This is a genomic window from Arthrobacter sp. NPDC058127 (assembly GCF_042884555.1).
GTDB lineage: Bacteria > Actinomycetota > Actinomycetes > Actinomycetales > Micrococcaceae > Arthrobacter.
This window is the reverse complement of record NZ_JBHVTT010000012.1, coordinates 136,206-159,845: the sequence shown is the minus strand read 5'-3', so window position 1 is coordinate 159,845 and position 23,640 is coordinate 136,206. Positions and strand designations below refer to the sequence as shown.

At 63.7% G+C, this 23,640-nt stretch carries 22 protein-coding genes and 1 pseudogene; 5 read left to right on the top strand and 18 right to left on the bottom strand.

All coding sequences use genetic code 11. The features are described 5' to 3' along the window. A partial coding sequence (locus ACFVTG_RS16430) for a fibronectin type III domain-containing protein (RefSeq protein WP_390281976.1) occupies positions 1 to 1,242 on the top strand: 1,242 nt, incomplete at its 5' end. A gap of 95 nt (positions 1,243 to 1,337) precedes the next feature. On the opposite strand, the gene ACFVTG_RS16425 is transcribed toward ACFVTG_RS16430, so the two are convergent. Then, the gene (locus ACFVTG_RS16425) at positions 1,338 to 1,967 is read right to left on the bottom strand and encodes a hypothetical protein (protein ID WP_390281975.1); all 630 of its coding nucleotides are present in this window, start codon (positions 1,965 to 1,967) and stop codon (positions 1,338 to 1,340) included. Between the two features lie 74 nt (positions 1,968 to 2,041). After that, entirely contained in the window at positions 2,042 to 2,692 is a 651-nt protein-coding gene (locus ACFVTG_RS16420; RefSeq protein ID WP_390281974.1) for a hypothetical protein, read from the bottom strand. A 320-nt stretch (positions 2,693 to 3,012) separates the two neighbouring features. Here ACFVTG_RS16420 and ACFVTG_RS16415 point away from each other — a divergent pair, with 320 nt between their 5' ends. Beyond that, positions 3,013 to 4,071, top strand: coding sequence for an iron ABC transporter substrate-binding protein (locus ACFVTG_RS16415; RefSeq protein ID WP_390281973.1), 1,059 nt, complete (start codon positions 3,013 to 3,015; stop codon positions 4,069 to 4,071). A 77-nt stretch (positions 4,072 to 4,148) separates the two neighbouring features. On the opposite strand, the gene ACFVTG_RS16410 is transcribed toward ACFVTG_RS16415, so the two are convergent. Beyond that, positions 4,149 to 5,339 (bottom strand): serine hydrolase domain-containing protein, encoded by a 1,191-nt coding sequence (locus tag ACFVTG_RS16410; RefSeq protein ID WP_390281972.1) that lies wholly within the window; start codon positions 5,337 to 5,339, stop codon positions 4,149 to 4,151. 138 nt (positions 5,340 to 5,477) lie between these two features. Between ACFVTG_RS16410 and ACFVTG_RS16405 the strand changes: the two genes are divergently transcribed. Continuing rightward, positions 5,478 to 6,020 carry a cysteine hydrolase family protein gene (locus ACFVTG_RS16405; protein WP_390281971.1) on the top strand — a complete coding sequence of 181 codons (543 nt, stop codon included), beginning with the start codon at positions 5,478 to 5,480 and terminating at the stop codon, positions 6,018 to 6,020. A gap of 16 nt (positions 6,021 to 6,036) precedes the next feature. Here the strand turns inward: ACFVTG_RS16405 and ACFVTG_RS16400 are convergent. Next, positions 6,037 to 6,812, bottom strand: a pseudogene (locus ACFVTG_RS16400) (SDR family oxidoreductase). A 53-nt stretch (positions 6,813 to 6,865) separates the two neighbouring features. Then, the gene (locus tag ACFVTG_RS16395) at positions 6,866 to 7,540 is read right to left on the bottom strand and encodes a hypothetical protein (RefSeq protein WP_390281970.1); all 675 of its coding nucleotides are present in this window, start codon (positions 7,538 to 7,540) and stop codon (positions 6,866 to 6,868) included. A 249-nt stretch (positions 7,541 to 7,789) separates the two neighbouring features. Between ACFVTG_RS16395 and ACFVTG_RS16390 the strand changes: the two genes are divergently transcribed. After that, a complete protein-coding gene (locus ACFVTG_RS16390; protein ID WP_078107248.1) occupies positions 7,790 to 7,993 on the top strand; it encodes a cold-shock protein in 204 nt (67 codons plus the stop codon). A gap of 16 nt (positions 7,994 to 8,009) precedes the next feature. Here the strand turns inward: ACFVTG_RS16390 and ACFVTG_RS16385 are convergent, their stop codons facing one another. The 13 genes from ACFVTG_RS16385 to speB form a co-directional block, all read right to left on the bottom strand. Then, a complete protein-coding gene (locus tag ACFVTG_RS16385; protein WP_390281969.1) occupies positions 8,010 to 8,744 on the bottom strand; it encodes an aspartate/glutamate racemase family protein in 735 nt (244 codons plus the stop codon). A 7-nt stretch (positions 8,745 to 8,751) separates the two neighbouring features. Further along, complete coding sequence (locus tag ACFVTG_RS16380) at positions 8,752 to 10,185, bottom strand: amidohydrolase family protein (RefSeq protein WP_390281968.1); 1,434 nt, start codon at positions 10,183 to 10,185, stop codon at positions 8,752 to 8,754. Between the two features lie 8 nt (positions 10,186 to 10,193). Continuing rightward, positions 10,194 to 11,018 (bottom strand): aspartate/glutamate racemase family protein, encoded by an 825-nt coding sequence (locus tag ACFVTG_RS16375; RefSeq protein WP_390281967.1) that lies wholly within the window; start codon positions 11,016 to 11,018, stop codon positions 10,194 to 10,196. Further along, positions 11,015 to 11,698 (bottom strand): GntR family transcriptional regulator, encoded by a 684-nt coding sequence (locus tag ACFVTG_RS16370; RefSeq protein ID WP_306964555.1) that lies wholly within the window; start codon positions 11,696 to 11,698, stop codon positions 11,015 to 11,017. The genes ACFVTG_RS16375 and ACFVTG_RS16370 overlap by 4 nt, the downstream gene beginning before the upstream one ends. Positions 11,699 to 11,799: 101 nt before the next feature. Further along, positions 11,800 to 13,143: an MFS transporter gene (locus ACFVTG_RS16365; protein WP_284756133.1), complete on the bottom strand. Its 1,344-nt coding sequence runs from the start codon at positions 13,141 to 13,143 to the stop codon at positions 11,800 to 11,802. A gap of 559 nt (positions 13,144 to 13,702) precedes the next feature. Further along, a complete protein-coding gene (locus ACFVTG_RS16360; protein WP_390281965.1) occupies positions 13,703 to 14,650 on the bottom strand; it encodes a proline dehydrogenase family protein in 948 nt (315 codons plus the stop codon). 79 nt (positions 14,651 to 14,729) lie between these two features. Beyond that, positions 14,730 to 14,984 carry a hypothetical protein gene (locus tag ACFVTG_RS16355; RefSeq protein WP_390281964.1) on the bottom strand — a complete coding sequence of 85 codons (255 nt, stop codon included), beginning with the start codon at positions 14,982 to 14,984 and terminating at the stop codon, positions 14,730 to 14,732. A 31-nt stretch (positions 14,985 to 15,015) separates the two neighbouring features. Then, a complete protein-coding gene (locus ACFVTG_RS16350; RefSeq protein WP_390281963.1) occupies positions 15,016 to 15,879 on the bottom strand; it encodes an ACT domain-containing protein in 864 nt (287 codons plus the stop codon). Positions 15,880 to 16,001: 122 nt separating this feature from the next. After that, positions 16,002 to 16,433 carry a large conductance mechanosensitive channel protein MscL gene (gene mscL, locus ACFVTG_RS16345; RefSeq protein ID WP_284756127.1) on the bottom strand — a complete coding sequence of 144 codons (432 nt, stop codon included), beginning with the start codon at positions 16,431 to 16,433 and terminating at the stop codon, positions 16,002 to 16,004. Between the two features lie 97 nt (positions 16,434 to 16,530). Next, positions 16,531 to 17,823: a D-arabinono-1,4-lactone oxidase gene (locus ACFVTG_RS16340; protein ID WP_390281962.1), complete on the bottom strand. Its 1,293-nt coding sequence runs from the start codon at positions 17,821 to 17,823 to the stop codon at positions 16,531 to 16,533. A 28-nt stretch (positions 17,824 to 17,851) separates the two neighbouring features. Next, positions 17,852 to 19,384 (bottom strand): aldehyde dehydrogenase family protein, encoded by a 1,533-nt coding sequence (locus ACFVTG_RS16335; protein WP_390281960.1) that lies wholly within the window; start codon positions 19,382 to 19,384, stop codon positions 17,852 to 17,854. Between the two features lie 72 nt (positions 19,385 to 19,456). After that, positions 19,457 to 20,914 (bottom strand): purine-cytosine permease family protein, encoded by a 1,458-nt coding sequence (locus tag ACFVTG_RS16330; RefSeq protein WP_390281959.1) that lies wholly within the window; start codon positions 20,912 to 20,914, stop codon positions 19,457 to 19,459. After that, positions 20,911 to 21,915, bottom strand: coding sequence for an agmatinase (gene speB / locus ACFVTG_RS16325; RefSeq protein ID WP_284756123.1), 1,005 nt, complete (start codon positions 21,913 to 21,915; stop codon positions 20,911 to 20,913). Before speB ends, ACFVTG_RS16330 begins: the two co-directional genes overlap by 4 nt. A 217-nt stretch (positions 21,916 to 22,132) precedes the next feature. Between speB and ACFVTG_RS16320 the strand changes: the two genes are divergently transcribed. Continuing rightward, entirely contained in the window at positions 22,133 to 23,626 is a 1,494-nt protein-coding gene (locus ACFVTG_RS16320) for a PucR family transcriptional regulator (RefSeq protein WP_390281958.1), read from the top strand. Positions 23,627 to 23,640 lie beyond the last annotated feature (14 nt).

Below are 23,640 nucleotides of genomic sequence, written 5' to 3'. Positions count from 1 at the left end.
TTCGAATCCGGACTCACGTCCTGGACCACCGGCGGGGTCAGGGCGCCCGTGGCCTCCACCGTCGCCCACACCGGCACCGGCTCCGCGCTCCTGGGCCTGGCCTCCGGCGCCGAACCCCTCGGGGACAGCAACCTCTCCCAGACCATCACCGTGCCCGCCGCCGGGACCTCCACCCTGTCCTTCTGGTACCAGCCGCACACCGCCGACGACACCTGCACCGGCACCACCTGCCGCTACGACTGGATGGAAGCCCAGGCCCGCACCACCAGCGGCACCACCCTGGCCAGCCTGTTCAAACTCAGCAGCAACTCCGGCACCTGGACCCAGCTCAGCGCGAACCTCTCCGCCTACAACGGCCAGACCATCGTGCTCTGGTTCAACGTCCACCTCGACGGCGCCAACCCGGCCGACGACACCTGGATGTACCTCGACGACGTCACCCTCACCAACACCCAGACCACCCCGACAGCGCCCGCCGCCCCCACCGGGGTCACCGCGACGGCCGGGAACGCCTCCGCGGTGGTGTCCTGGACCGCCCCGGCCAACGGCGGCTCCGGCATCACCTCCTACGCCGTCACCCCGCACGCCGGCACCACCACCCTGGCCCCGGTCACCGTCACCGGCAACCCGCCCGCCACCAGCACCAACGTCACCGGGCTGGCCAACGGCACCGCCTACACCTTCACCGTCACCGCGACCAACGCCGTCGGCACCTCCCCGGCATCGGCCGCCTCGGCAGCTGTGACCCCGACCGGAACAACCACCTCGACGATCACCAACGGCGGCTTCGAATCCGGGCTCACCGCCTGGACCACCGGCGGGGTCAGGGCACCCGCGGCCTCCACCACCGCCCACACCGGCACCGGCTCCGCGCTCCTGGGCCTCGCGTCGGGGACCGAGCCGCTCGGTGACAGCAGCCTGTCCCAGACCATCACCGTCCCCGCCACCGGGACCACCACCCTGTCCTTCTGGTACCAGCCCCACAGCGCGGAAGACCCCTGCACCGGCAATGCCTGCCCGTACGACTGGATGGAAGCCCAGGTCCGCAGCACCAGCGGCACCACCCTGGCCAGCCTGCTCAAACTCTGCAACAACAACGGCACCTGGACCCAGTTCACCGCCGACCTCACCGCCTACAAAGGCCAGACCATCACCCTCTGGTTCAACGTCCACCTCGACGGCTCCACCCCCGCCGACGACACCTGGATGTACCTCGACGACATCACCCTCACTAACGGCTGAGGCCGCCGGCATGGACGTGGTCGCGGTCGTGCCCTAGCTCTTAACGCGAGCGGCGGCCGCGGACTTGGTTCGCAGCCGCCGCTTCCCGGTGAGTCTTAGGAGTTCCTGGTGGCGGCGAACATGCGGCGGAGCGTGAAGAAGCAACCCAAGGCGCCGAATAGCAGCGCCATCAGGAAATCGCCCATGTAACTCTTCACGAAATCCGGGTTGTTCGCCAGGTTGTAGTTCATCAGGTCCCACGGCTCGGAGCTGGTGATCAAGGACAAGGGCTGGCTATTGATGTACTTGGCGGCGTCCAGCCAGACTCCAGCGACGAAAGACAAAAGCGCGGTGGCAGCGGTGATAGCCGCTATCACCCACACACCCTTTCGGCTCAGCCCGCCAGCTCCCATCACATAGAAACGGGCCGCCATCGCGGCAGCGGCGAAGGTGACGAGCGAGGACATCCAGCCAAAATTCCAGATGACGAGCCACAGAACGACGCCGATCGGGAGGGCCGGGAGGGCGAACAGGGCGCCTCGGCCCACGTTCTCGGCGGTTCGAATCGGGCGAGCGGGCGGCCACACTGTTGCCTGAGTCTGGTTGGCTTCCGGATGCCAAGGGGGAATCTGCGGGCCGGGGGCATTCGGGCAGCTCATTCCGAACTCAGGCTCGGGACGCTGTGATGCGCCGTATTCGTTGCTGCCGGGCTGGGTGTTTTCCGGCAGGTTGGTGCTCTCGGTCATGGTTCCCCCAAAATTTGGACCGGTGCGATCGTATGGGTCATCCTTGCACGCAACAGAGGAAATTCGCCAGCAACTCACGGCAAACTGCGAGAAGCGTCCGGATGCCCGGCCTCTCCGGCGTGGGGTTCAATCTCTACGTAGTAGATCGCCCCAGCGCCAGGAGCATGGAGGCGGTGTGTTGTATGACGGATCGGCCGGTATTCGTGTCCGAAGGGGTCTCGCACAGTCACTCGTTCAAGATGATCCAGCCGCGCGAGGAGGCCATCGACGTCCCTGAGCGTTGCGGGGCGGGCCTCTTCTCCCGATACATCCAATACCCAGGGCGAACCGGTGGCGCTGCTGGCGAGTTCCAGGCTCAGGGTTTCAAATATTCCAGCCAGAAGGGCATCGAGCGTTGTGGGGTAGAGACGGAGCAATCGATGCGCTTTCGGTTCGCGGCGTCGATCGTTGATCCAGGTCTGGCGGAGCCACGTGAATTCGACTCGGCCGAACGAGGACCCCAGGGTCAGTTTCCGGCCCTCCTCCAAAGTCAAGTGGAAGTTGTTGCCCGCCCGGTCAAGAATGCTGGCTGCTTCGTCAACGTACTCAAGGTCTTCGAGCATGGCAGTTTTGGACGGATAGTACGTGAAATCACCGAGCTCATCGACAACGACGTAGTCTTCCGGATCCGCGCCGGCAAGCTCGTTATCGTGTGCCGTTCCTTTGCTGGGGGCGGTGCGTTTCATGGTGAATTCAGCTCCTACGAAGGGTCAGCCCGAATAGGCGGTGCGTCCTGTCTTCATCAGACCACCAAACGGAGCGGCCGTCGTCGCTCCTTAATGGTTTCCTTACGCCAGCAGGAGCAGATTTAACGCCCGGCGTTCCCGGCCGTAACAGTCGATCTCGGCCCGCTCAGAATTACGCAACAGTGGCATGTTGTTATTACAGTAAGGATTGCCTTGCCTATCTCGTGACCGTTTCCCCCGACTCGTCGGGCCGCTCTGCATGAAGGGTAGGGCTACCCCCAACCATTCCGGTCCCGGCCGGAACCCCTGAAAGGCCCCCCATGAAATTCGGCATCAAACCCGCTACGGCCCTTGCCGCCGCCACGGCCACGCTGCTGGCACTTTCTGCGTGTAGCGGCGCACCAAGCGGTACCGCAAGCGGTGGTTCAACGGCCGGCGCGGCATCCGGCGGCGACGGCATCGTCGTATACAACGCGCAGCATGAAAACCTTACTGGCGCATGGGTGGACGCCTTCACCAAGGAGACGGGAATCAAAGTTACGCTCCGCAACGGTGATGACCTTGAAATGAGCAACCAGCTCAGTGAGGAAGGCAAGAACTCCCCGGCGGACGTCTTCCTCACGGAAAACTCCCCGGCCATGGTCCGCATCGCGAGTGCCGGCTTGCTCGCACCGGTGGACCAGGCAACCCTCAGCCAGGTCCCTGCGCAGTACCGTCCCTCTACCGGCGACTGGACGGGCATCGCGGCCCGCTCCACCGTGCTGGCCTACAACAAGACCAAGCTCAGCGCGGGCCAGCTTCCCAAGTCCTTGATGGACCTCGCGGACCCTTCGTGGAAGGGACGCATCGGCGCGTCCACGGGAGGAGCTGATTTCCAGGCCATTGTCAGCGCGATGCTTGCGCTCAAGGGAGAAGATGCCACCCAGAAATGGCTGGAGGCGGCCAAAACCAACTTCAAGTCTTACAAGGACGACACTCCGGTGCTCGCAGCGGTGAACGCCGGCGAGGTCGACGCGGGAGTTTTGTACCACTACTACTCCTTCGTGGACCAGGCCCAGACCGGCGAAAACAGCAAGAACGTTGATCTCCACTACTTCAAGAACCAGGACCCGGGTGCGTTCGTCAGCGTCTCCGGCGGCGCTGTTCTGGCGTCCAGCAAGAAGCAGGCCCAAGCCCAGGAGTTCCTGAAGTTCATCACGGGCAAAGCGGGTCAGCAGGTTCTCCAGAACGGCGACTCCTTTGAGTACACCGTTGGCTCCGACGTGCCGGCCAACTCCAAGCTTGTGCCGCTCAAGGACCTCCAGGCACCTTCGGTGGACCCCGCCAAGCTCAACAGCGAGAAGGTCACCGAGCTGATGACGAAGGTCGGGCTCCTCTAGGCCGAGGACTGCCTAGCCGCCGCAGACCGCCACCCCTGTCCCGTCGAGGGCGGGGGTGGCGGTCCGTCAGTGCCCGCTCAGGGTGTCAGCCGGCGGCTGATCGCCTCGAACATCGCGGCGGCTGCAGGGCCCGCAGCAGGATCAACCGGCAGCGCTGTTGAAGAGAATTTGACCCCCACTACCCCTGACCTCCGGTTGATGTAGACCATCTGCCCGTGGATGCCGAGGCAGTATGCCGTATCCGCATCGTCCGAGAGGAACCAGAACTGGCTGCGGTACTTGCCTCCCGGCATCCCTTCCGCATGATCGCCAGCCGCGAAGGCCGTTGCGGAATCGGGGCCGCCGGTGAAGATGTCGTCAACCCAGTCAGACTCGAGGATCCGCTCATCGTTCAGTGAGACCCCGCCGTCGCGGATCATGGCTCCGAACAGGACCATGTCCCCAAGCGTGGCGCAGATGCCGCCGTCGAACATGCCCGTACCGGCCGCATCGAGGGAGATGAAGGCGTCGTGGCGGGCACCCATCCGGGACCAGAGGACCTCAGAGGCGAGTTCTGCGAACTGCTTCCCGCTCGCGGCTTCGCAAAGCCAACCGAGCACATCCGTCTCGCAACTGCGGTATTCGAAATGGCCGCCGTGTTCACGGACCTGTTCCAAGGTCAGCAGGAACTCCTTGAGCGTGCCTGCTCCGCCGTTACGGGGCGCCCAGCCCACGGCCTCGTCCAGCTTCCGGACCTCGGAGCTGGCGTCGAGGTATTCCTCCGAGAACTTGATGCCACTGCGCATGTCCAAAATGTCCCGCACTGTGGCGCCGCCGTAGCCGCTGGCGCGGAGCTCGGGAACATAGTGCTCTATCGGCTGGGCGGTGTCGATTTTCCCTTGCGCCACTAGGACGCCGAGCACCGAGGAAACGATGGATTTGCTGACGGACATCAGCAGGTGCCTGGTATCGTGGCTCATCGCCCCGAAGTACTCCTCGACGAGAACTTCATTGCCGTGCAGGACCATCCAGGCATCAGTGCTGGTGGCCGCCAGGACTTCCTCGACGGTTCTGTCCGAGCCGTCCGGCAGGCGGACAACCACGCCCCGGAGCCCGAGGGGATCCTCAGGCATCGCCCGCTGCAGTGGGCTGGCAGAGTCCTTGGCCACGGCGCGAATCGCGGCGTTCGCGAACAGCTCATCCATGTGAAGGAAGGACCACGGCAGATTCGCTGGCTCCTGCCAGTTGTCAACGGTGACCCTGCTTTGGCCGGTGGTAATGCGTGACATGGTGTTCCTCCATCGGATCCGGCCCGGGGCCGGGTTTAGTGTGGGCCGCAGCAACTTTGGTGCGGATCGGGCATAATCATGAAAGCGAATGGCATTCTCTTTCATGATTATGCACTACAACAACAGGATGGAATTTGCGTGAGTCGCGTACTCCTTGTTATCGACGTTCAAAACGACTACTTTCCCGGAGGCGCATACCCTCTTGCCGGTTCAGATATGGCGGTTGCCGCTGCCGCATCTGTTATTGAGATCTTCCGGCAGAGCGGCGAGCCAGTGGTGCACGTCCAGCATGTGTGGGACGAACGGGAGGCGAGCTTCATGCGACCGGGGACCGCCGGCGTCGAGATCCACAACGCGGTGCGCCCGCTCCCAGAGGAAGTTGTGATCACCAAGGCGTCGCCAAATGCCTTTATTGGCACTGAACTTGGCGCCGTGCTCAAGCGGCTAGAAGCAAGTGAGCTGGTGGTGGTCGGAATGATGACAAGCATGTGCGTGGACTCCAGTGTTCGGGCAGCCGCGGAACAGGGGTTCGACGTTGTTCTGGTCCATGACGCATGCGCCGCCCCGGATCTTGAGTTTGGCGGGGTCCGGGTCCCGGGCGAGATGGTTCACTCAGCATTCGTCGCAGCCCTTGGAGACGGTTTTGCCCGGGTGGTCTCATCCCGAGACGTCATCGCCTAGCAGCAAGGACCCCCGCTCAGCCGACCTTGAAGCCCCCGTTGCTGTAAAGAATCTGGCCATTCATCCACGAGCCCTGGCCGGAAAACAGGAATCTCACCAGGTCTGCCGTGTCCTCGGCCGTGCCGAGCCGACCGGCGGGCGTCGCGCCGATGCACCGGCTGCGCGTCGCTTCGTCCATCCATCCGGTGTCGATCGGGCCCGGGTTCACCACGTTCGCACGAACGCCCCGGTCTGCCAGCTCGACGGCGGCTGCTGTGACGATCCGGTCGAGGGCTCCCTTGCTTGCACCATATGGCAGATTGTGAGCAGTGTGATCGCTCGTCAGTGCGACAATCCGGCCGCCGACGGCGCCTGGGACAGCGGGTTCCCTTAGTTGCTCCGCGAACGACTTGATGAGGAGCCAGTCGCCCGGGCGTTGACTGCGAAGTGGCGGTCCCAGCTCTCAAGGTCGGTCGTCAGGATCGAGCTGTCCACTGATTCGCAGTGCGACATGACCAAACCTGTCACCGGACCAAGGGCGCCTGCAGCCCTGATGATGAGCTCAGCCGGCACCTCTGGATCGCTCAAGACGCCCGGGACGAGTTCGACGGCGGCCCCCAACGCGCGGCATTCGCTGGCGATGGACTCGGGGTCGTCGGCATTGCCCTCCAGTCCGACGCGATCGTCGTACGGTCGCCAATAGTTGAGGGCGAGATCCCAGCCGTCGCGCGCCAAACCGACCGCGAGGCTCGCCCCGATCGAGCGCCGTCGACCGACCCCCGTCACAACCGCGACTTTCGAACGGCTCTGCATCGTCATGGTTCGATTCTAGGAAGCGGCCTTGGCCACGCGGGGAGGCACAGCCGTCACTGATCAGGAAGCAACCAGCCATCGGCGATCAGAAGCTCCCGGAGCGCGGGCCGGCTGAGCGGTTCCGGTCCGTCGTGGGCTTTGCGGCGGACCGAGACGAGCAGCTTCTTCACGCCGTCGGCGCTGATCCCCAGGCTCGCGCCGACATCGGCCATTGTCCCGCCCGAGCCGCCCAAGTACAGCGTGACGGCTTCGTGTTCGCGCGGGGTGAGGCGGATCCGCGGCCCCGGGACGTCAAAGACGCCGGCAAGCTCGGGCAGGACGAACTGCTCGCCGCGCGCCGCGGCGAGCACGGCTGTGGTGAGTACTTCGGCCCCCGCCGTCTTGGGTATGTAGGCCATGGCGCCGGCGTCGAACGCTTGACGGATCACCAGTGGCGTCGTGAGGCAACTGCACACCACCACTTGTGATCCGGTAGAGAGAATGGCCTGGATTTTGGAGCGCAACGGGATTCGGTCACCAAGGATGATGTCCAACAGGACAACATCTGACAACTGTCCCAATGAGGCTGCGAGCTCGGCCCAGGAGCCGAACCGGCCCACCACCTTCACGGTTGTGGCGTTGGCCTCAAGCCAAGAAGCCAGACTCTCCCGGAGCAGTGCGTGGTCTTCGAGGATGTCGACGTGGATCTTTGGCGCTGCCGCCTCGAACCGCCGCCGGAACAACCCCATTGGTGTTCTCCTTTATGGCCGACGACGCTAATCGTCAACCACTTTGCCGCCCCAGTTTCAAGATCCCGCCATACAGAGGAGCAAGAAATCCTCAAGATTCGGACACCTGGAAAGAAAGCAGCGGCCTGCCCTCCGGAGATCCTTGCGCCCCCGAACCCCGCACCGTAGGTTTGAGGAAGCGGACGTATACGTTCGGGGGCATCGGGTTTGAAACCGGTGGTCAGTCAGATTCAGAGAAGGAACACGGCCGTGGCAACAGGTATTGTCAAATGGTTCAACGCCGAGAAGGGTTTCGGCTTCATTGCCCCCGACGACGGTTCGGCGGACGTCTTTGCCCACTACTCGGCGATCGCCTCGAGTGGGTACCGATCACTGGACGAGAATCAGCGGGTCCAGTTTGACGTCGTGCAGGGCCCGAAAGGCCCCCAGGCGGAGAACATCCATCCCCTGTGACGTTAGGGCACTATTCCTAGGGCAGTTCTGCAAGCAGCCGGCCCCACTTGGGAGACAGTAACGGCGCTCCGGCAAGCTTGAGGCAATGCCACAGCGTCACCGCTACGGAATCCAGCACCGGCACCCCGGTGGTTTCCTCCACTTCCGCGGTGATGTTGGCGCCGTAAAGGTTCGTGCACAAGTAAATGAGCGCGTCCGGGTTCGAGGCGGCAAGTTCCAAGGACCCGGGCAGCATTTCCGCGTCCGTGACCCGGGCGAAGGATTCGTTGTTGCTGAGATCCATGTGGCGGTGGTCCACCGTTTTGATTCCTTCGCGCTCATATGACTCGATGACGGCTTGGTTCACGTCCCCGGTATAGGGCGTGAACATGCCGATCCTTTCCGTGCCGAACGTCTTGAAGGCCTCAAGGTAGGCCAACGTGGAGGTCGTGGCCGGGATCCCGGTGGCCTCCATTATTTCCCGGACCACGGCCTCGTCATGCGCGGCACCGAGCCAGGAGCCCGAGGTTCCGTTCCACGCGATGACGTCCACGTCCGCCGTCGCGAGCAATGCCGCGGTCTCCCTCATCACGGCCGAATCAAATTGTTTGTCCGAGGAATCATCCAGTGCAATGCGCGTGACCGGAATGCGCGTGAAGTGGATGGTGACGTCCTCGCGGTCACCCAGAATCCGGTAGCTCTGCGGCTCAAGGCAGGTGTTGGACGACGGCACGATCATGCCAATGCGGGTGGGGCGGTGTTCGGAAGGCATGGTTCTCCTAAGCAGAAACGGTGGCAGGAACGGACGGCGATTTTCGAGCGGACTGGGCGTCGCGGTGTGCGGCGAAGCCGTTTCGGGCAACGAAACGGCCCACGGGGCCGGGATCGTGGAAACCGCCGTCGTCGACCACCACGCGTCCGGCGGAGACGACGACGGCGGGCCAGCCGTTCAGCGTCTTCCCCTCGAAAGGCGAGAAGTCGGTTCCCATGTGGAGCGCGCCGCCGTCGACCTCGCGTTCTTCGGCGGGATCAAAGATGACCAGATCGGCGTCGAACCCTGCCGCGATGGTGCCCTTGCCGGGCACGGCGTTGATCCGCGCGGGACCGGCCGAGAAGACCTCGACGAAGTCCTCCACTGTGCTGTTGGGCGCCATCGCGGTGAACGTGACGGGCATTCGGGTCTCGACGCCGGGCAGCCCGTGCGGCATGAAGCGGACATCGTCGGTGCGCTCGCGCTTTTGTGAGAGGTCGTAGCAGGAGTGGTCCGAGGACACCGTGTGGATTGCTCCGGCCGCGAGACGTTCCTTCAGCGCGGCGACGGTTTCAGCACTGCGCATGGGCGGGCAGCAGGCATACCACTCGGGGAATTTTGAGCCGTAGACGGTGTCATCCAGCGTCAAGTAGTGCGGGCACGTCTCGGAGTAGGCCTCCTGGCCGCGTTCGCGGGCCTCAGCGACCAGATCCACCGCGCCGGGCGTCGACTGATGCACAAAGTAGACCGGCGCTCCCGTGTACTCCGCCATGGCGAGGGTCTCTTTGACGGAAGTTTCCTCGGCGAGCTCGGGCCGAGTGGAATGCAAGTGCTCAATGCCGATCCGGCCGTCCGCGGCGTGCTGTTCGGTGCAGTCGGCGATGATGGGATCGTGCTCCGCGTGGATGTATGTGAGTCCGTCCAGACGCACCATTTCGCGCATGACTTTCAGGATGGTGTCGCCGTCGGCCATGGTGGAACCGCGGTTGGTGGTGTACATCTTCACCGAACGGATGCCCTCGGCGGCGAGTTGCTCCAGCTGCCAGGGCACGGTCTCGTCCCAACTGACCACGGAGCCGTGCAGCGCGACGTCGCAGCGGGATTCGGCGGCCAAGCGCTTCTTGTTCAGGACGGCGTCCAGCGGGGATTCCTGGGCGTCACGCGGAATACCAAAGTCGATGATGGTTGTGGTGCCGCCCCACAGGGCTGCGGTTGAGGTGGTGCGGTAGTCGTCGAGGGTGCGGAAGCGCCCGGTCACCTGGGCCACATGGCAATGGCCGTCCACACCGCCGGGGATGACCAACTTACCGGACGCGTCGATGGTACGCGCGGCTGCGGGGACCGGTTCTGTGGCGTCGATGAGCTGGGTGATGCGGCCGTCGTCGACCACGACGTGTGCGGCCTGCCGGCCAAAGCTGTTGACTACGGTGCCGTGGGCGATGACGAGATCGGGGATGTTCACGGTGATCCCTACTTTCCGGCTGGAACGGCCGCTGCGACAGCATTGGCGGTAACTGAGGTGCTGGCGGCGGACTGGATGGCGGTCAGGGCGGCGTCGAGGGTTTCGGACAACCCCCGGCGGTGCTTGACGGGCGGCGGGGCAAAAGCGCCTTGGCGGTGGAAACCGGATTGCAGCGCCACAACCGCTTCGGTCATGCGGATCCCGGCGGAGATCCCGTCCACCACGGGCACGGGGATCTGTCCTTCAAGCTCGCGTGCGAGTCCCGCAAGCGGGGCACCTGCCAGAATGACGACGTCGGCGCCGTCCTCCGCGACCGCCTGGCGGCTCAGCGCCAGGAGGGTTTCCTTGAAATCCTGTTGCACCGTGCCGATGCCGTTGAGGCTCTGGTTGATGGAACGGATTGAAGCAAGCCGGCTGCCGAGCCCGAAATGCTCCACGCAGTCCCGGTACCAAGCGGTGATGCGGTCCGAAATGGCGATGATGGAGAAGCGTTGGCCCTGCAGGGCCGCGGCGCAGAGGGCGGCTTCCGTGATCCCGATGACGGGCACGTCGGTGAGCTCCTTGAGGGCGGGCATCCCGGGGTCGCCGAAGGCGGCCACGACGACACCGTCTATGCGGTCCGCCGCCGGATCGCCCCCGCAGTGCTCGGCGATGATTTCGGCGACGGCCCCGGCTGCGATGAGGGCTTCGAAGCGGGTCTCGATGTATTCGACGCCATGTCCGGCGGTCCGGACGATCAGCTCGGTGTCAGCCCCCGCCGAGCGGCGGGCTTCGGCGTCGATCAGCGCGGTGACATCCGCGCTGATGTTGGGATTGATGACTAGCAATTTCATGGTCGTTTGCCTTGCAGCTTGAGTTCTGTGGCGGGCTCGTTCTGGGGGAACTGCTCGCGGTACTTTCCAATGTGCGACGCCGATTGGGTAGCGGCGCGCTCCGCATCGCCGCTGGCGATGGCGGCGTAGAGATCGCGGTGCTCCTGGATCAGTTCCGGCAGGTCGTCCACGTGGCGGAAAAGCCAGTGCATACGGCCTTGGAGCGGTTCCAACGCGGTGCGGAGAAAATCGTTGTTGGCGATGGCCGTGATGGCATCGTGGAATTCACTGTTGGCGCGGTGCGCCTCGAGGATTGAGCCTTTCGCAAGGAAGCGATCGGCTTCATCGAGGAGCCCGGCCAGGTGCTTGAGGTCCTTGTCCGTGGCGCGGGCCGCTGCCAGGCGGCAGGCGAGGACTTCGAGTGACTGGCGGACGTCGAAGAGGTCCTCGACGTCTTTGGGGCTCAAGCCTGCCACTTCGGAACCGCGGGAGGCCCGGTCCTGGATGAGGCCTTCCTGCCGCAGCATGCGGAGGGCTTCGCGGATGGGGAGTCGCGACACGTTGAATTCGGCTGCGAGGTCCCTCTCCACCAGCCGGGTGCCGGGCGCGTAGTGACCCTCGAAGATTCGCGAACGGATGGCGTCCCGCACGGATTCCCGGAGGGGACGGTCCGTGGTGGGGGTTTCTTCTGCAATCAGCATCTTTGCTCCATTCGTGTTCTTTTGGGTCCTTGCGCCCGGCAACCCGGAGGCGTCCGGCCGTGCGGCGGTTCAGGACCGCACGGCCGGCCCGGTCAGGCGAGTTAGACCGGAAGCCGTTTGTTGTAGTTCAGGGTCAGGACGGAGACGCCCATGATCACGGCGGATCCTACAAAGTACAGCAGTGCCCAGGTGTAGGAGCCGGTGGCCCCGACAATCAGGCCTACCACAATCGGGGTGACGAACCCTGCGATGTTGCCACTGAAGTTCATGGCACCGCCCAGGACGCCAGCGTTGGTGCGGCCGCCGAGGATGGCCGGGATGGACCAGAAGAGGCCCACCCAGCGCAGGAAGAACAGGACCACCGAGAGGAGCACGACGGCGGTGATCGGGTCTGCGACGACCGTCACGCCAACCAGGCCGCCGACCACCACGACGCTGGAGATGCCCAGCAGCGTGCGCATGACCAGGTTGGCCGAGGCGCCGGCTGCGCGCCACTTGTCAGCGATGGCGCCGCCGAGGATTTCGCCGACGAAGCCTGCACCGAAGATCACGAAGGTGGACCAGCCGATGGTGTTCAGGTTGAAGTGCTTGGCCTGGGCCAGGTAGAGGGGGCCCCACGTCAGCAGCCCGTAGAACACGCCGTTGAATCCGAGCCAGCCAAAGCACATGGCCCAGAAAGAGCGGAACTTCAGGTAGGGGAGAAGTGCGCGCTTGCCCTGGACGCCGTCCTTCGTGGCCTCGGCGTCCTCCTCGGCGTGGGAGGCCTCGATGTAGTCGGCCTCGGCAGCGTTGACGGCTTTGTGGTTGCGCGGATTGTCCCGGACGTACCACCAGACCGCCAGGCCCATGAGGACGGTGGCCGCGCCGGCGATGATGAACGAGTAGCGCCAGCTGCCGGTTGAGGCGATGAGCCAGGTGATGAGGATGCCGCCCAGGCCGGCGCCGAGCGGGGCGCCTGCGTCGAGGATCGTGGCGCCGCGGCCGCGTTCCTTCTTGTGCATCCAGATGGCGTTGAGCTTGCCGCCGGCCGGCATGACGCCCGCTTCAGCGACGCCGATCCCCAGGCGGGCGATGAACATGCTGAGGAAGCCGCCGGCCAGGCCGGATGCTGCCGTTGCGGCACCCCAGCCGATGCACGACGCCGTGACGACCTTGCGGGGGCCGAACTTGTCGATGAGCAAGCCGACCGGGATCTGCATGAGGGCATAGGTCCAGAAGAATGCCGAAAGCAGGAGCCCGACGAGCTCCGGTGCGAGGTTGAATTCCTTTTGGATGATGGGCAATGCCACGGAAATGGAGCCGCGGTCGATGTAGTTGACGGCTACCAGGATCAGCAGCAGGACGAAGAGCCTCCAACGGACGCTCGTGCGTCGCTGCACGCCGTCCTTTTCTTCTGCTTTTCCTTCGACGGCATGCGCTTCTGTTTCGGTGTTTTGGAGAGACACAGTTTCTCCTTCAGGGGGAGTTTGAGGAGCGGGGAAAGTCTTGACTTGTTGAGCTGGGTGCGGGTTGCCGCGGCAGCCGGACTCGCGCCGGCGGCAACTGTAGCGGCCGGTCCTCTTTCTGGGAGGAGGGACGCTGCCGGTTCGTTGGGTCCATTTGGGATCCCGCTTTGGGATCCCAAAATCAAAATTAGATGTGACCCGGCGCACTGTCAAGAGTTTTGGTATACAAAGCGAAGAAACAGAATGTGACCGGGCGTGAAGTATGGCGGAATGTAGGCTCACTCACCCGAGCGGCGCAGGGAATGGGATACCGACACGATCCCTAGGCTTGCCCGGGTGGGGCATGGGATACCGGGGTGTTCGCGCGCGTTCCTGCCTGCCGACACGCTGTCTACCCCACGACGCGCTGTCTACCCCACGACGCGCTCCAGACCCCACGACGCGCAACTGGTTAAGCGACGAGGAGAAAGTCTGGCGACGCGGGAATACCGGTGTCGATAGGGATATCCCGGGTCACGAGGCGTTTAGGGCGTCGAGAGGCGCCCAGGATTGGGAGGGCCTAGCTCGGGTTGAGGTCGGCGAGAGCGGTCAGCGCCCGCTCGGGATGTTCCGCGATGCGGTTGAGGACGTACAGCCACCACTCGCCACCGAAGATGACGTACTCGCGCGTCCTGTAGCCGTCCCTGTGGAGCCGGTCCAGTAGATCGGTCCCCAGCCCGAGGAGCATCTCGAATTCAATCGCGTCGGTCTTCAGTGCCTCGCCGTGCCTGGCGATGAGCGTGTTGACGAGTTCGTCGTCGTGTGTCGCGAGCGAGAGTGAGTGGCCGGAGAGGATGAGCTGGCTCGCCAGGTCGAGGTAGGCGGCAGTGAGTTCGACGCTGTTGCGAGGGTAGGCGACGGACTCGGGTTCAAGGAACGCGCCTTTGACCAGCCGGACCGTACCCGGGTAACGAAGGACCCGCTCGAGGTCTCCGGGGGTGCGGTGCAGGCGGGCTTGGAGCGTGATGCCGACGCGGGGGATCTCGGCCGCGAGCTCTTCGTACAGGTCGAGGACCAAATCGGTCCGATCCGAACCTTCGGCTGAGATCATCAGCCCCGTTCCGTACGGTTCAGTGATCGCGGCAAGCTGGCGTACATGGTGGAGGGCCAGATCGCGGTCCACGAGAGCGCCGAGGTGGGACAGATCAAAAGAGATGGTGCTCGGTACGCCGCTCTTCCCGAGGGCAGCGCCCAGCTCAAGGAACACCCCTGCTTCCGAGCGTGCGAGCTCGGCGTTGCGCACGCTCTCGCCGGCGTATTCGATACTCGCGGCATGCCCGCGGGCCACCGCCGCCGCAGCTACCTCGATGGCGTCAGTCGCGGAGTCCCCGGCCGAGTATCGCCTTGCCACGCGTGAAGCCATTGTCGCCAAGGCCGGGGTGGACATGACACGTTGCTTCAGGTCTTCATCCAATGCCCACGTCCGGAGGGTATTGGCAGCACGCTCAAGATCAATCTTCGTAGTCACCCGACAAACTGTACCTGCGGAAATTGCCGGCACCTGCCTCGGGTTCACGATGCGAAATCCGGGTGCCCCTGGGTCCTCGCTACTCCTCCGGGAAACACCAGACCGTGATGCGTACGCCGTCCGGATCCGTCGTGATGCGGAGCCATAGATCCCGGCCTACGAGGGCTTCATGCCCGTCCTCGCTTGCCAACTGGTCCGCGAGTTTGCTGATGGCAACGGCCATCGCCCGGCCCCAGTGGTGGGGATCCCGGCTCGTGGCCACCGCCTCGGCGCCGTGCTGGCCGGGAACGGACACCCCTGCGGAATCCAGCTCCCTCATCTCCATGGCGCTCATCCCGCCACCACCTTCCAGTTGTCGGCCGCGTTTAGTCCCGGTCTTTGGCGTCGGCGCTCCGGGTGTGCGCCAGGATTTCCGCCAACTCGGCGAGCCGATGTGCGCGTGCCGATTCCGCCGGCGTGAACGGCTCGCCCGGCCGGGAGAACAGGAGCGGTCCGTGCCAGGCGGTCGGAATCTTGAGGAGCGTCGTGGAGGGCCCGACGGCGGCGCCCGCCTCAGCGGCCGACCCAACAGGTTCCTGGGTGACGATTTTCGCCGAGAGGAGTTCCGCAACCGCCAGCGGCAGTTCGTCGGGGTTGTCGGCGATCCGGGCAGCCAGGCTCAGGGCCTTGGTCTGGCCGTCCGCCATAGCGAGTGCCGTGGTAGGCCACACGTGCGAATCCCGGCCGCCGCCGTCGTCGAGCGCTCTCAGCAGCTCCTGCTCGCCGAGGTGGCCCGGGGCGGACAACACGAATTCGTCCAGGACGGCGCCATCCACGGGGTGGACATGGATGCTGAGGATGTTGATGTCAGTCCGAGCGAGCGATTGGGTGATGCGTTGGAGGGACCCCGGCCGGTCACGGAGCACGGTCCTCGCCCGCCAAAGCGCCGGGGCCGAATGGAGCTTCCTGCGGTGGCGGAGGGCCGGCGCGTGGATCCAGCGCCGCAGAATCCTGGCCGCGGAGGGCTCGGCGACCCAGATGACCAGGACCGTCGCGGTCACCGTCAGGAGGAGCACCTTGGCCAGGTAAGGAAGTTGCGTTTCAACCACGGCGGCGTGCACGAGAAGTTCGATGGGCAGCATCACGGCGATTTGGGCCACGGTGACCCGGGCCTTCGGAGCCTCGGGCATCTGGCCACACACTTCGCAGGAGAGCTCGGCTGTAGCGGAAGTCCTCGTGTTCGGCTTCATGGCACTATCGTGCCCGAGCCCTGTTTCAGGTGGGTTGCGTCTGCGTCACGATCTTGGGCAGCACCCATGTGGGCCAGTTCGGCGCCGACCGGACGCGCCGAACTGGCCGTAGCGCCCGAAAATTAGCGGGCGTTCTCGTTGCTCTTGTTCGCGGCGGCGAGCTCGGTCAGGAGGTCGCGGATTTCAACAAGCAGGGCGGTGTCGGCCGGCAGCGGTTCGTCCTCCGGTTCTTCGATGGAGGCGCGGCGCTTGGTCAGTTCGTTGATCTTGTTCATGGGCGCCACGAAGATGAAGTACACCACGGCGGCCGTGATCAGGAAGGTTACGAACGCCGTGATGACGGCGCCGAAGTTGACGAATGTCTTCGCGTTGTCCGGCCAGATCGAAAAGCCCAGGCCCTCGGCGTTGACCCCGCCGGCGGCGGCGATGACCGGGTTGACGATGTTGGTGGTGAAAGCCGCCACCAAGGCTGTGAACGCGGTGCCGATGACGACGGCAATGGACAGTTCGATGATGTTGCCGCGAAGAACGAAGTCCTTGAAACCTTTGAGCATGGAATATCCTCCGGTGGGTACGAGTCTCTGGCTAAATCAGAGATCAAACTACCATTCCAAAGTTTCAAACGGGTGTATCGGACCCAATTTCGCTCGGTCAGCCTAGAAGGGCACGGGTGTGGTCGTTGAGGAATATTCCGCGCGGATCGAACTCCCTCCGTACTTGGATAAAGGTGTCCAACTCCGGGTAGAGGCGTTCCAAACGGCTCCTGGTCATGAAATGGATCTTTCCCCAGTGTGCACGTGGCTCGAATTCCTGCAGCACCGCATCGGCATCACGGAAGAACTGCCAGTAGTCGGTCCCGGGTTCGGTAGTCAGGGTGATGACGGTGGTGTCGCGTCCCTGGAACTGGGACATGTAGCCCTCGTCGGCCTTCACCCAGCGAACCTCCACGGGGTATTTCTGGTCAGAGTGCTTGGTTCGGATCAGGTCCTGGACGGCCTCGACAGCGGCCAGTCCAACGTCGCTCGGCACAAAGTACTCGAGTTCATGGAACGGCGTGGTGAATCCGCCCGGGTAAATACGGTACGAACGGTCCAGCCGGGCACCTTCCGTACCCGAAATTTGCTCGTCCTGGATCTGCGCGATGTTGTACCGCTTGGTGTAGCTGCGGTTTGCCATGCTCAGGCCTGGCGCTCCAGGGAGGTCCAGGAGCTCGCACGAGCCTTCTTCCGGGCACCAGAGGAACGAGTAATGCCTGTTCGCGTCGATGTCGGACTGCCACGTTGCGGTGGTCTCGGCCCAAGTGGGGTACGTGATTTGTTCTTGCAGGTAGTAGCGGTCCTCAACCGCCAACTCCACCTCGAGGAAGATCCCGAGCGTACCCAAAGCTACCTGAGCGGCCTTGAGTTCGCGGAGCTGCCCCTCGCCGATTTCGACGATCTCGCCGTAACCATTGATCAGCTTCACCCAACGGAGGCTTGACGAGAAGCTCCCCAGATCCTTCCCGGAGCCGTGGGTGCTGGTTGAGAGTGCCCCCGCGATCTGCTGCTTATCAATGTCGCCTTGGTTGGCCAGCGCGAGGCCTTGCTCCCACAACGGATCGCCGAAGGCATTGATGGTGGTGCCGGCAAGGGCTCTGGCACGACGCCGGACAGGGTCGCTTCCGGTGATCCCCGATAGTGCGGACATGTCCATCAGGACGCCCCCCGTCTGAACCAGTGGCGAGGACGAATGCCCCGAGCCGACCGCCCGCACGGGCAAGCCTTCGCGGATCGCGAAACGAACGGCGTCGAGCGCTTCTTGTTCAGTCCTCGGCCGGACGGTGAAGGCTGGCGTGGCGCTCTGGTTCCCGCCCCAGTTGGTCCAGGTGACGTCTGTTCCGAAAGGGGCCGGCGGGGTGGCTGCGCGTGCCGAGGATGATGTGTGGGGAAGGTCCGCGGTGGTCATTGCTAAGCTCCGTTGCTTGTTTGAACGCTCATGCGCCGTGGTTGATCATGACGTGCTTGGTGCGGGAGTAATCGTCCAGGGCGTAAAGCGAGAGGTCCCTGCCGTAGCCGGATCCCTTGAATCCGCCCCACGGTACCTCGCAAGCCAACACCAAGTGCGAATTGACCCAGACGGTGCCGAAGTCGAGTTGCTTTGGGACGCTCAACGAGAGGCTTGAATCCCGTGTCCACACCGAGGCAGATAGTCCATAAGGGCTCTCATTCGCCCGTGTGATGGCCTCTTCGGTGGAACTGAAAGTCTCGACCGTGACCACTGGCCCAAAGATCTCGTGGGTGGCAACATGCGCCCCGGCCGGGACGTTGCTGATGACCGTGGGTTCGATGAAGTAACCCGGGCCTTCCAACGCAGAACCGCCGACGGCCATGTGCAGGCCAGCAGCTTTTGCCTCGACCAGCGATTCCTTGACGCGTTCGAAGTGTGGGCGGGAAATCATGGGTCCGATTTCCACGTCGTCCCCTGCCCCTGGAGCCCCGACCACCAGGGTGCTGACTTCGCGCACCAGGTGTTCCGTGAACTCGGCAGCCACCGACTCGTGCACAAGTACGCGGCATGCGGCGCCACAGTCCTGGCCGGCATTCCAGTAGCCGGCATTGCGCACCCCAGCGGCGGCCGCGCGGAGGTCGGCGTCAGGAAAGACAACAACCGGAGCCTTGCCGCCGAGTTCCAGATGGACGCGTTTGACCGACTTGGCCGCGGTTTCAGCGACGGCCTGTCCGCTGACAACGCTCCCCGTCAAGGCGACGAGGGCAACGTCAGGGTGTTCGGAAATCCGCTGTCCGACGGTCCGGCCCTGTCCCGTCACGACATTGAGGATTCCGTCCGGAATGCGTCCGGCCAGAAGCTCTGCAAGCTTGAGGGTCGAGAGCGGCGTCTGCTCGGACGGCTTGAGGACGATGCTGTTTCCGGCGGCCAGGATGGGCGCGATCTTCCAGGCAGCCATCAGGAGCGGGTAGTTCCACGGGGTGATGACGCCGACCACGCCCACGGGCTCCCTGAGGATCACCGAGGTGTGCCCGGTTGCATAGTCGCCGCCAGCCATGGACGTCAGCGTGCGGGACGCTCCGGCCATGAAACGGAAAGTGTCAATGGTGCTGGAGACATCGTCCTCCGCAACGGTTCGCGGCTTGCCGGTGTTGGCGGACTCGATGATTTCGAAGGCTTCACGATTGGCGTCAATGATGTTGGCGATCAGGTTCAGGACCTCGGACCGCTCCTTCGGTGTGGTGGCGCCCCAGGATTTCTGCGCCGCCACGGCTGCTTCAACAGCAACGTCGACGTCGGCGGCTGTGCCGGCCTTTACGGAGGCGATGACCTGTTCAGTGGTGGGGTCAACGACATCGATGAAGTGGGTGGAAGAGCCCGGAACAAACGATCCGCCAATGAAGTGCCCGCCGGGAGGCAGAGGCAGTGGCAAGATGCCTGGGACGTTGTGGGCCGCAGGGGAGTTGTTGTCTTCGCTGACGCGGCGGACGGTGAACTGTTCGGTGTCAATGAGTGTCATGATTTTTGCCTTTGTTTTCTGGCGCCGGTCGCGGCGTCGGTATGGGGAGTGCGGGCCTGGGCCCGCGGTGTGTCAGACCAAATCGCTTGCGAGTGCGCGGGCCTGAAGGGGTGCGGCCGCGGCCTTCTTCCGGAAGGTGCGTGCCGCGACATAGTAGAGCGGAGCAACCACGACGAGGCCGATAATCCAGGAGAGGTCCACGCCGCCCATGGTCGCCGCGACGGGCCCGGTGTAGATCGCTGTTGCCGAGAATGGGAGCTGGACCAGGGCACCTGCCACGTAGGAACCGATCGCTACCCAGTTGAAGCGGCCGTACACTCCGCCGTCGCGCTTGAAGAAGTCCTCAACCCTGTAATCGCCGTGCCGGAGGAGGTAGTAGTCCACCAGGTTGATGGCCGTCCAGGGAACCAGCACGTACATCAGGAAGGAGAGGAAGTTGGTGTAAAAGAGGATGAAATTGTCGCGTGCGAACAGCGAGATCAGGAGTGCGAGTGTAAAGAGGATGATTGCCGCAACGCTTCGGGTCTTGGCGCGAGGCAACCAGTTCGGCTTGAACGTCTGCCCAATAGTGAGGCTGCACAGGACGCCGCAGTAGAGATTCATGGCGTTCGACGCTGCAACGCCGAGGCAGAAGATTCCCACGACTGCCAGTGTCCATGGCTGGAGCAACGCTCCCATGCTGCCGACGATTTCGACGTTGCCAGCGTCTGCGCCCATCGTGACCGCGAGGGTTCCCACCAAGGCACCCAGGAGCATCGGGAAGAGCGTGCCTAGGACGCAGCCTGAGTAGGAGGCCCAAAACGCCGGGGCCGATCCGGTGCCTTGAGGCATGTAGCGGGAGTAGTCCGAGACGTAGGGAGCGTAGGCGAGTTGCCACAAGGCGGATACGGAGACGGTGGCCATGAAGCCAACCCAGTTGAAGTTTCCCTGGTACAGGAAGGTGGCGGGCAGCCCGTGGACGAACATGATCCAGACGAAGGCGAGCAGCAGCGCCAAACCAGCCACGATGCTTAGGAAGCGTGCGTAGGCGTGGATGAGCCGGTAGCCGAAAATCGTGGCAACAACGCTCACGACGCCGATGATGATGATTCCTGCGTCAACACTGATGTCCGGGCTGACCGCGGCCATTGCTTCGCCGCCAAAGACAAGGTTCGCGGCGAAGAATCCGACGTACATGATCACCACGATGACCACGATCAGCAGCGCCCCGAAGGAGCCGAATTGGCCGCGGGTCTGGATCATCTGCGCCACGCCCAATTGCGGTCCCTGGGCGGAGTGGAGCGCCATGAAGATGCCACCGATGACGTTTCCAAGGATGATTCCCACGATGGCGGGCACAAAGCTGAGCCCGAACACCGTTGTTGCGAGTCCGCCGGTGACGATAGTCATGATCATGATGTTGGAACCGAACCAGATAGTGAAGAGGTCCCGGGCTTTCCCGTGGCGTTCATTCAACGGGATGGGCTGAATGGTCTTGTCTTCGAGCCGGGGCACTTCGGTGGCCGCGGCGGGATTGCTTCGGGTGCTCATGATGCGGTCCAGGAGGCTGCTTGCAATTCGCGGACGGCGTTCGTCTCGGCCTTGCCGCGATTCACCATCAGCGCGAGAAGGTCGAAGACGAGGGTCGCCGCGGCTACCGTGGTGATGTCTGCGTGGTCGTAGGCCGGAGCGACCTCGACGACGTCTGCTCCGACGATGTTGATGCCGTTCAGGCCGCGGAGCAGTGCCAGAAGTTCGCGCGAGTGGAGCCCGCCCATCTCGGGAGTGCCGGTGCCCGGCGCGTAGGACGGGTCCAGGACGTCGATGTCGATGGAGACGTAGACCGGGGTGTCGCCGAGTCGCTCCTTGACCCGTTGGATGGCTGCTGGAACACCGATGACATCCAGATCCGAGCAGCGGATGATTTGGAATCCGAATTCGTGGTCGCGGAGGAAATCGTTGCGATCGTAGACCGGCCCGCGGATGCCGACGTGCATGGACCTATCTTCCACAAGGAGGCCTTCTTCAAAAGCCCGCCGGAAGATGGTTCCGTGGGTGACCGGCTGGTCGAAGTAAGTGTCCCAGGTGTCCAGATGGGCGTCGAAGTGCAGCAACGCGACCGGCCCGTGGACCTTGTTCAAGGCCCTGAGCATCGGGAGGGCGATAGTGTGGTCGCCACCGATCGAGATGAGCTTCTTGTCCTCGCCGATCAGGGGGAGTGCCTGCTCTTCGATTTCGCGGACGGCCCGGGTGATGTCGTAAGGCGTGCAGGCGATGTCGCCAGCGTCGACAACCTGGACTTCGTATACAGGCTCGACGTCCAGTTCGGGGTGGTAGCCGGGGCGCAGCAGCCGGGAGGCTTCGCGGACTGCGGCAGGACCGAACCGGGCGCCTGGCCGGTAGGACGTTCCGCCGTCGAACGGCACGCCGACAATCGCAATGTCGTAGTCCGGAACGCGGTCGATTTGGGGGAGCCTGGCGAAGGTGCCGAGGCCTGCATACCGGGGGACTTTTGTTGCGTCGACGGGACCGATGGGCTTGTGCGTTGTCATTCCGGGATCCTTTGTGCAGTGCTGCCGAGCTGCGATGCCCGCAGCGTTTCGGTGTTGGGAGGGGTGCTCGCCTTTGAGCGGGAAGTAGGTAATCCAATTCTTAGTGACGTGTATCACGGCGTATAGCGGTAGATTGACTACAAATGGCCGAGGCCCTTATACGTTTGTCTAAGGGCCTCTGAGTTGGCCGGAAACCAAGGCGCTGGGAGCATATTTCATGGCGATCACTGTGGCTGAGCTCGTGGCGGAACCCCAGCTCGGGCTCACACTTTTGGCCGGATATACAGGCAGGGACAACCGAATCACCTGGGCACACACTTCTGACCTGCCGAGGCTGTGGGAATGGGTCACCGGCGGCGAACTGATGATGACCAACGGCCTGTCCATCCCGGCCGACGCCCAAGGCCAGGTTGCGCTCGCCGAGGCGCTCGTCGATGCAGGTGCCAGCGCCCTGGCCATCGGGGAAAAGATGCATGCCCCGGATTTGTTGCCCGAGTTTCTGGCGGCATGCGAACTGCTGCCGCTGCCGCTGATTAGCATTCCGTATCCGTTGCCCTTCATCGCCATCGCGCGAACGGTAGCTGAGGCTTCCTTGCTGGAGGAATCGCGGCGCCTGCGGCAGACGGCCCGGGTTTATGACCTGCTCCGTACGGCGGGAACATCCGAGGACCATTGGCAGGGCCTTATCCAAGGCCTTGAGGCCGAGCTCGATGCGGATCTGTTCGTCGTGGACCGGCGCTGCCTTCATCCCTGGCATCCGGATGCTGAGCCGCTGCCGGACTTCCTGAAGGCGGAACTGGCGCCCTTGACAGGGCATATACCCATGACCGGGAAGAAGTTCCAATGGCATCGGCTGCGGGACCGGCATGTGTTGATGATGGACATCCCCACTCACTCCAATGCGGTGCTAGTGGTGCTGCCGAAAAGCGATCCGCACCCTGACGCCGTCGTGCTTCTGCATGCGGCGACGGTGCTGGGGTTGGAACTCTCACGGTCGGCCCTGTCCCTGGAAAGCCGGCATCGCCTGGCGGGCGAATTCCTCCTGCAGGCGTTCGATGGACGTCTCGGGATCGCGGAACTGGAGATCAGGCTCACTGCTTTTGATATTTCGGCGCAGAGTTTTGTGGTGGTTTCGATGGGGGCCGACGACGGCGGGCGGCTGGCGGATATTCACGTCGAACTGTGGCGCCACGGACTTCAAGCCGCTTGCCTGAGGCGTTTCAATACACTTCATGTGGCGATATCAGCAGCGGTGGCCGATGACGTTTTGATCCACTGCGCGGGGCCCGGGGTTCGGATTGGTGTCAGCTCGCCTACGTCTGCCGGGGGCGTCCAACGTGCGCTCCAGGAATCGTTGTGGGCGCTCGGTTCAGCGAAAGGCAATGCCGTAAACCTGTCCCGTTACGCCGAGGGGCCCTCGTGGCTGGGGCTTACCAGTTTCGAGGAGGGGACGGCGTTGGTTCAGCAGCTGCTCGGCCCGATCTTCACGTATGAACAGAGCCAGGAAGGCGATCTCATCGTGACTTTGAAGACCTACCTGGACACCCAGAGGTCGTGGCAAAAGACTGCCGCTGCGCTTTTCGCCCATCGCCAAACCATCATTTACCGCATCCGGAAAATCAGCGAGTTGACGGGGCTCGACATGACCGAAACGTCCACGCTGGCCCAGCTTTGGTTTGCGCTCCAGATTCATGAGGCCATGCACAAGTAAGCCCCGCCCCGGAG

What these genes read in the sequence shown, in the direction of transcription:
- ACFVTG_RS16330 (WP_390281959.1), bottom strand. Translation starts at nt 20,914, where the DNA reads ATGAGCACCCGAAGCAATCCCGCCGCGGCCACCGAAGTGCCCCGGCTC.
- speB (WP_284756123.1), bottom strand. Translation starts at nt 21,915, where the DNA reads ATGACAACGCACAAGCCCATCGGTCCCGTCGACGCAACAAAAGTCCCC.
- ACFVTG_RS16420 (WP_390281974.1), bottom strand. Translation starts at nt 2,692, where the DNA reads ATGAAACGCACCGCCCCCAGCAAAGGAACGGCACACGATAACGAGCTT.
- ACFVTG_RS16320 (WP_390281958.1), top strand. Translation starts at nt 22,133, where the DNA reads ATGGCGATCACTGTGGCTGAGCTCGTGGCGGAACCCCAGCTCGGGCTC.
- ACFVTG_RS16370 (WP_306964555.1), bottom strand. Translation starts at nt 11,698, where the DNA reads ATGCTGATTGCAGAAGAAACCCCCACCACGGACCGTCCCCTCCGGGAA.
- mscL (WP_284756127.1), bottom strand. Translation starts at nt 16,433, where the DNA reads ATGCTCAAAGGTTTCAAGGACTTCGTTCTTCGCGGCAACATCATCGAA.
- ACFVTG_RS16340 (WP_390281962.1), bottom strand. Translation starts at nt 17,823, where the DNA reads ATGACCACCGCGGACCTTCCCCACACATCATCCTCGGCACGCGCAGCC.
- ACFVTG_RS16425 (WP_390281975.1), bottom strand. Translation starts at nt 1,967, where the DNA reads ATGACCGAGAGCACCAACCTGCCGGAAAACACCCAGCCCGGCAGCAAC.
- ACFVTG_RS16410 (WP_390281972.1), bottom strand. Translation starts at nt 5,339, where the DNA reads ATGTCACGCATTACCACCGGCCAAAGCAGGGTCACCGTTGACAACTGG.
- ACFVTG_RS16375 (WP_390281967.1), bottom strand. Translation starts at nt 11,018, where the DNA reads ATGAAATTGCTAGTCATCAATCCCAACATCAGCGCGGATGTCACCGCG.
- ACFVTG_RS16350 (WP_390281963.1), bottom strand. Translation starts at nt 15,879, where the DNA reads ATGAAGCCGAACACGAGGACTTCCGCTACAGCCGAGCTCTCCTGCGAA.
- ACFVTG_RS16335 (WP_390281960.1), bottom strand. Translation starts at nt 19,384, where the DNA reads ATGACACTCATTGACACCGAACAGTTCACCGTCCGCCGCGTCAGCGAA.
- ACFVTG_RS16385 (WP_390281969.1), bottom strand. Translation starts at nt 8,744, where the DNA reads ATGCCTTCCGAACACCGCCCCACCCGCATTGGCATGATCGTGCCGTCG.
- ACFVTG_RS16395 (WP_390281970.1), bottom strand. Translation starts at nt 7,540, where the DNA reads ATGGGGTTGTTCCGGCGGCGGTTCGAGGCGGCAGCGCCAAAGATCCAC.
- ACFVTG_RS16355 (WP_390281964.1), bottom strand. Translation starts at nt 14,984, where the DNA reads ATGAGCGCCATGGAGATGAGGGAGCTGGATTCCGCAGGGGTGTCCGTT.
- ACFVTG_RS16415 (WP_390281973.1), top strand. Translation starts at nt 3,013, where the DNA reads ATGAAATTCGGCATCAAACCCGCTACGGCCCTTGCCGCCGCCACGGCC.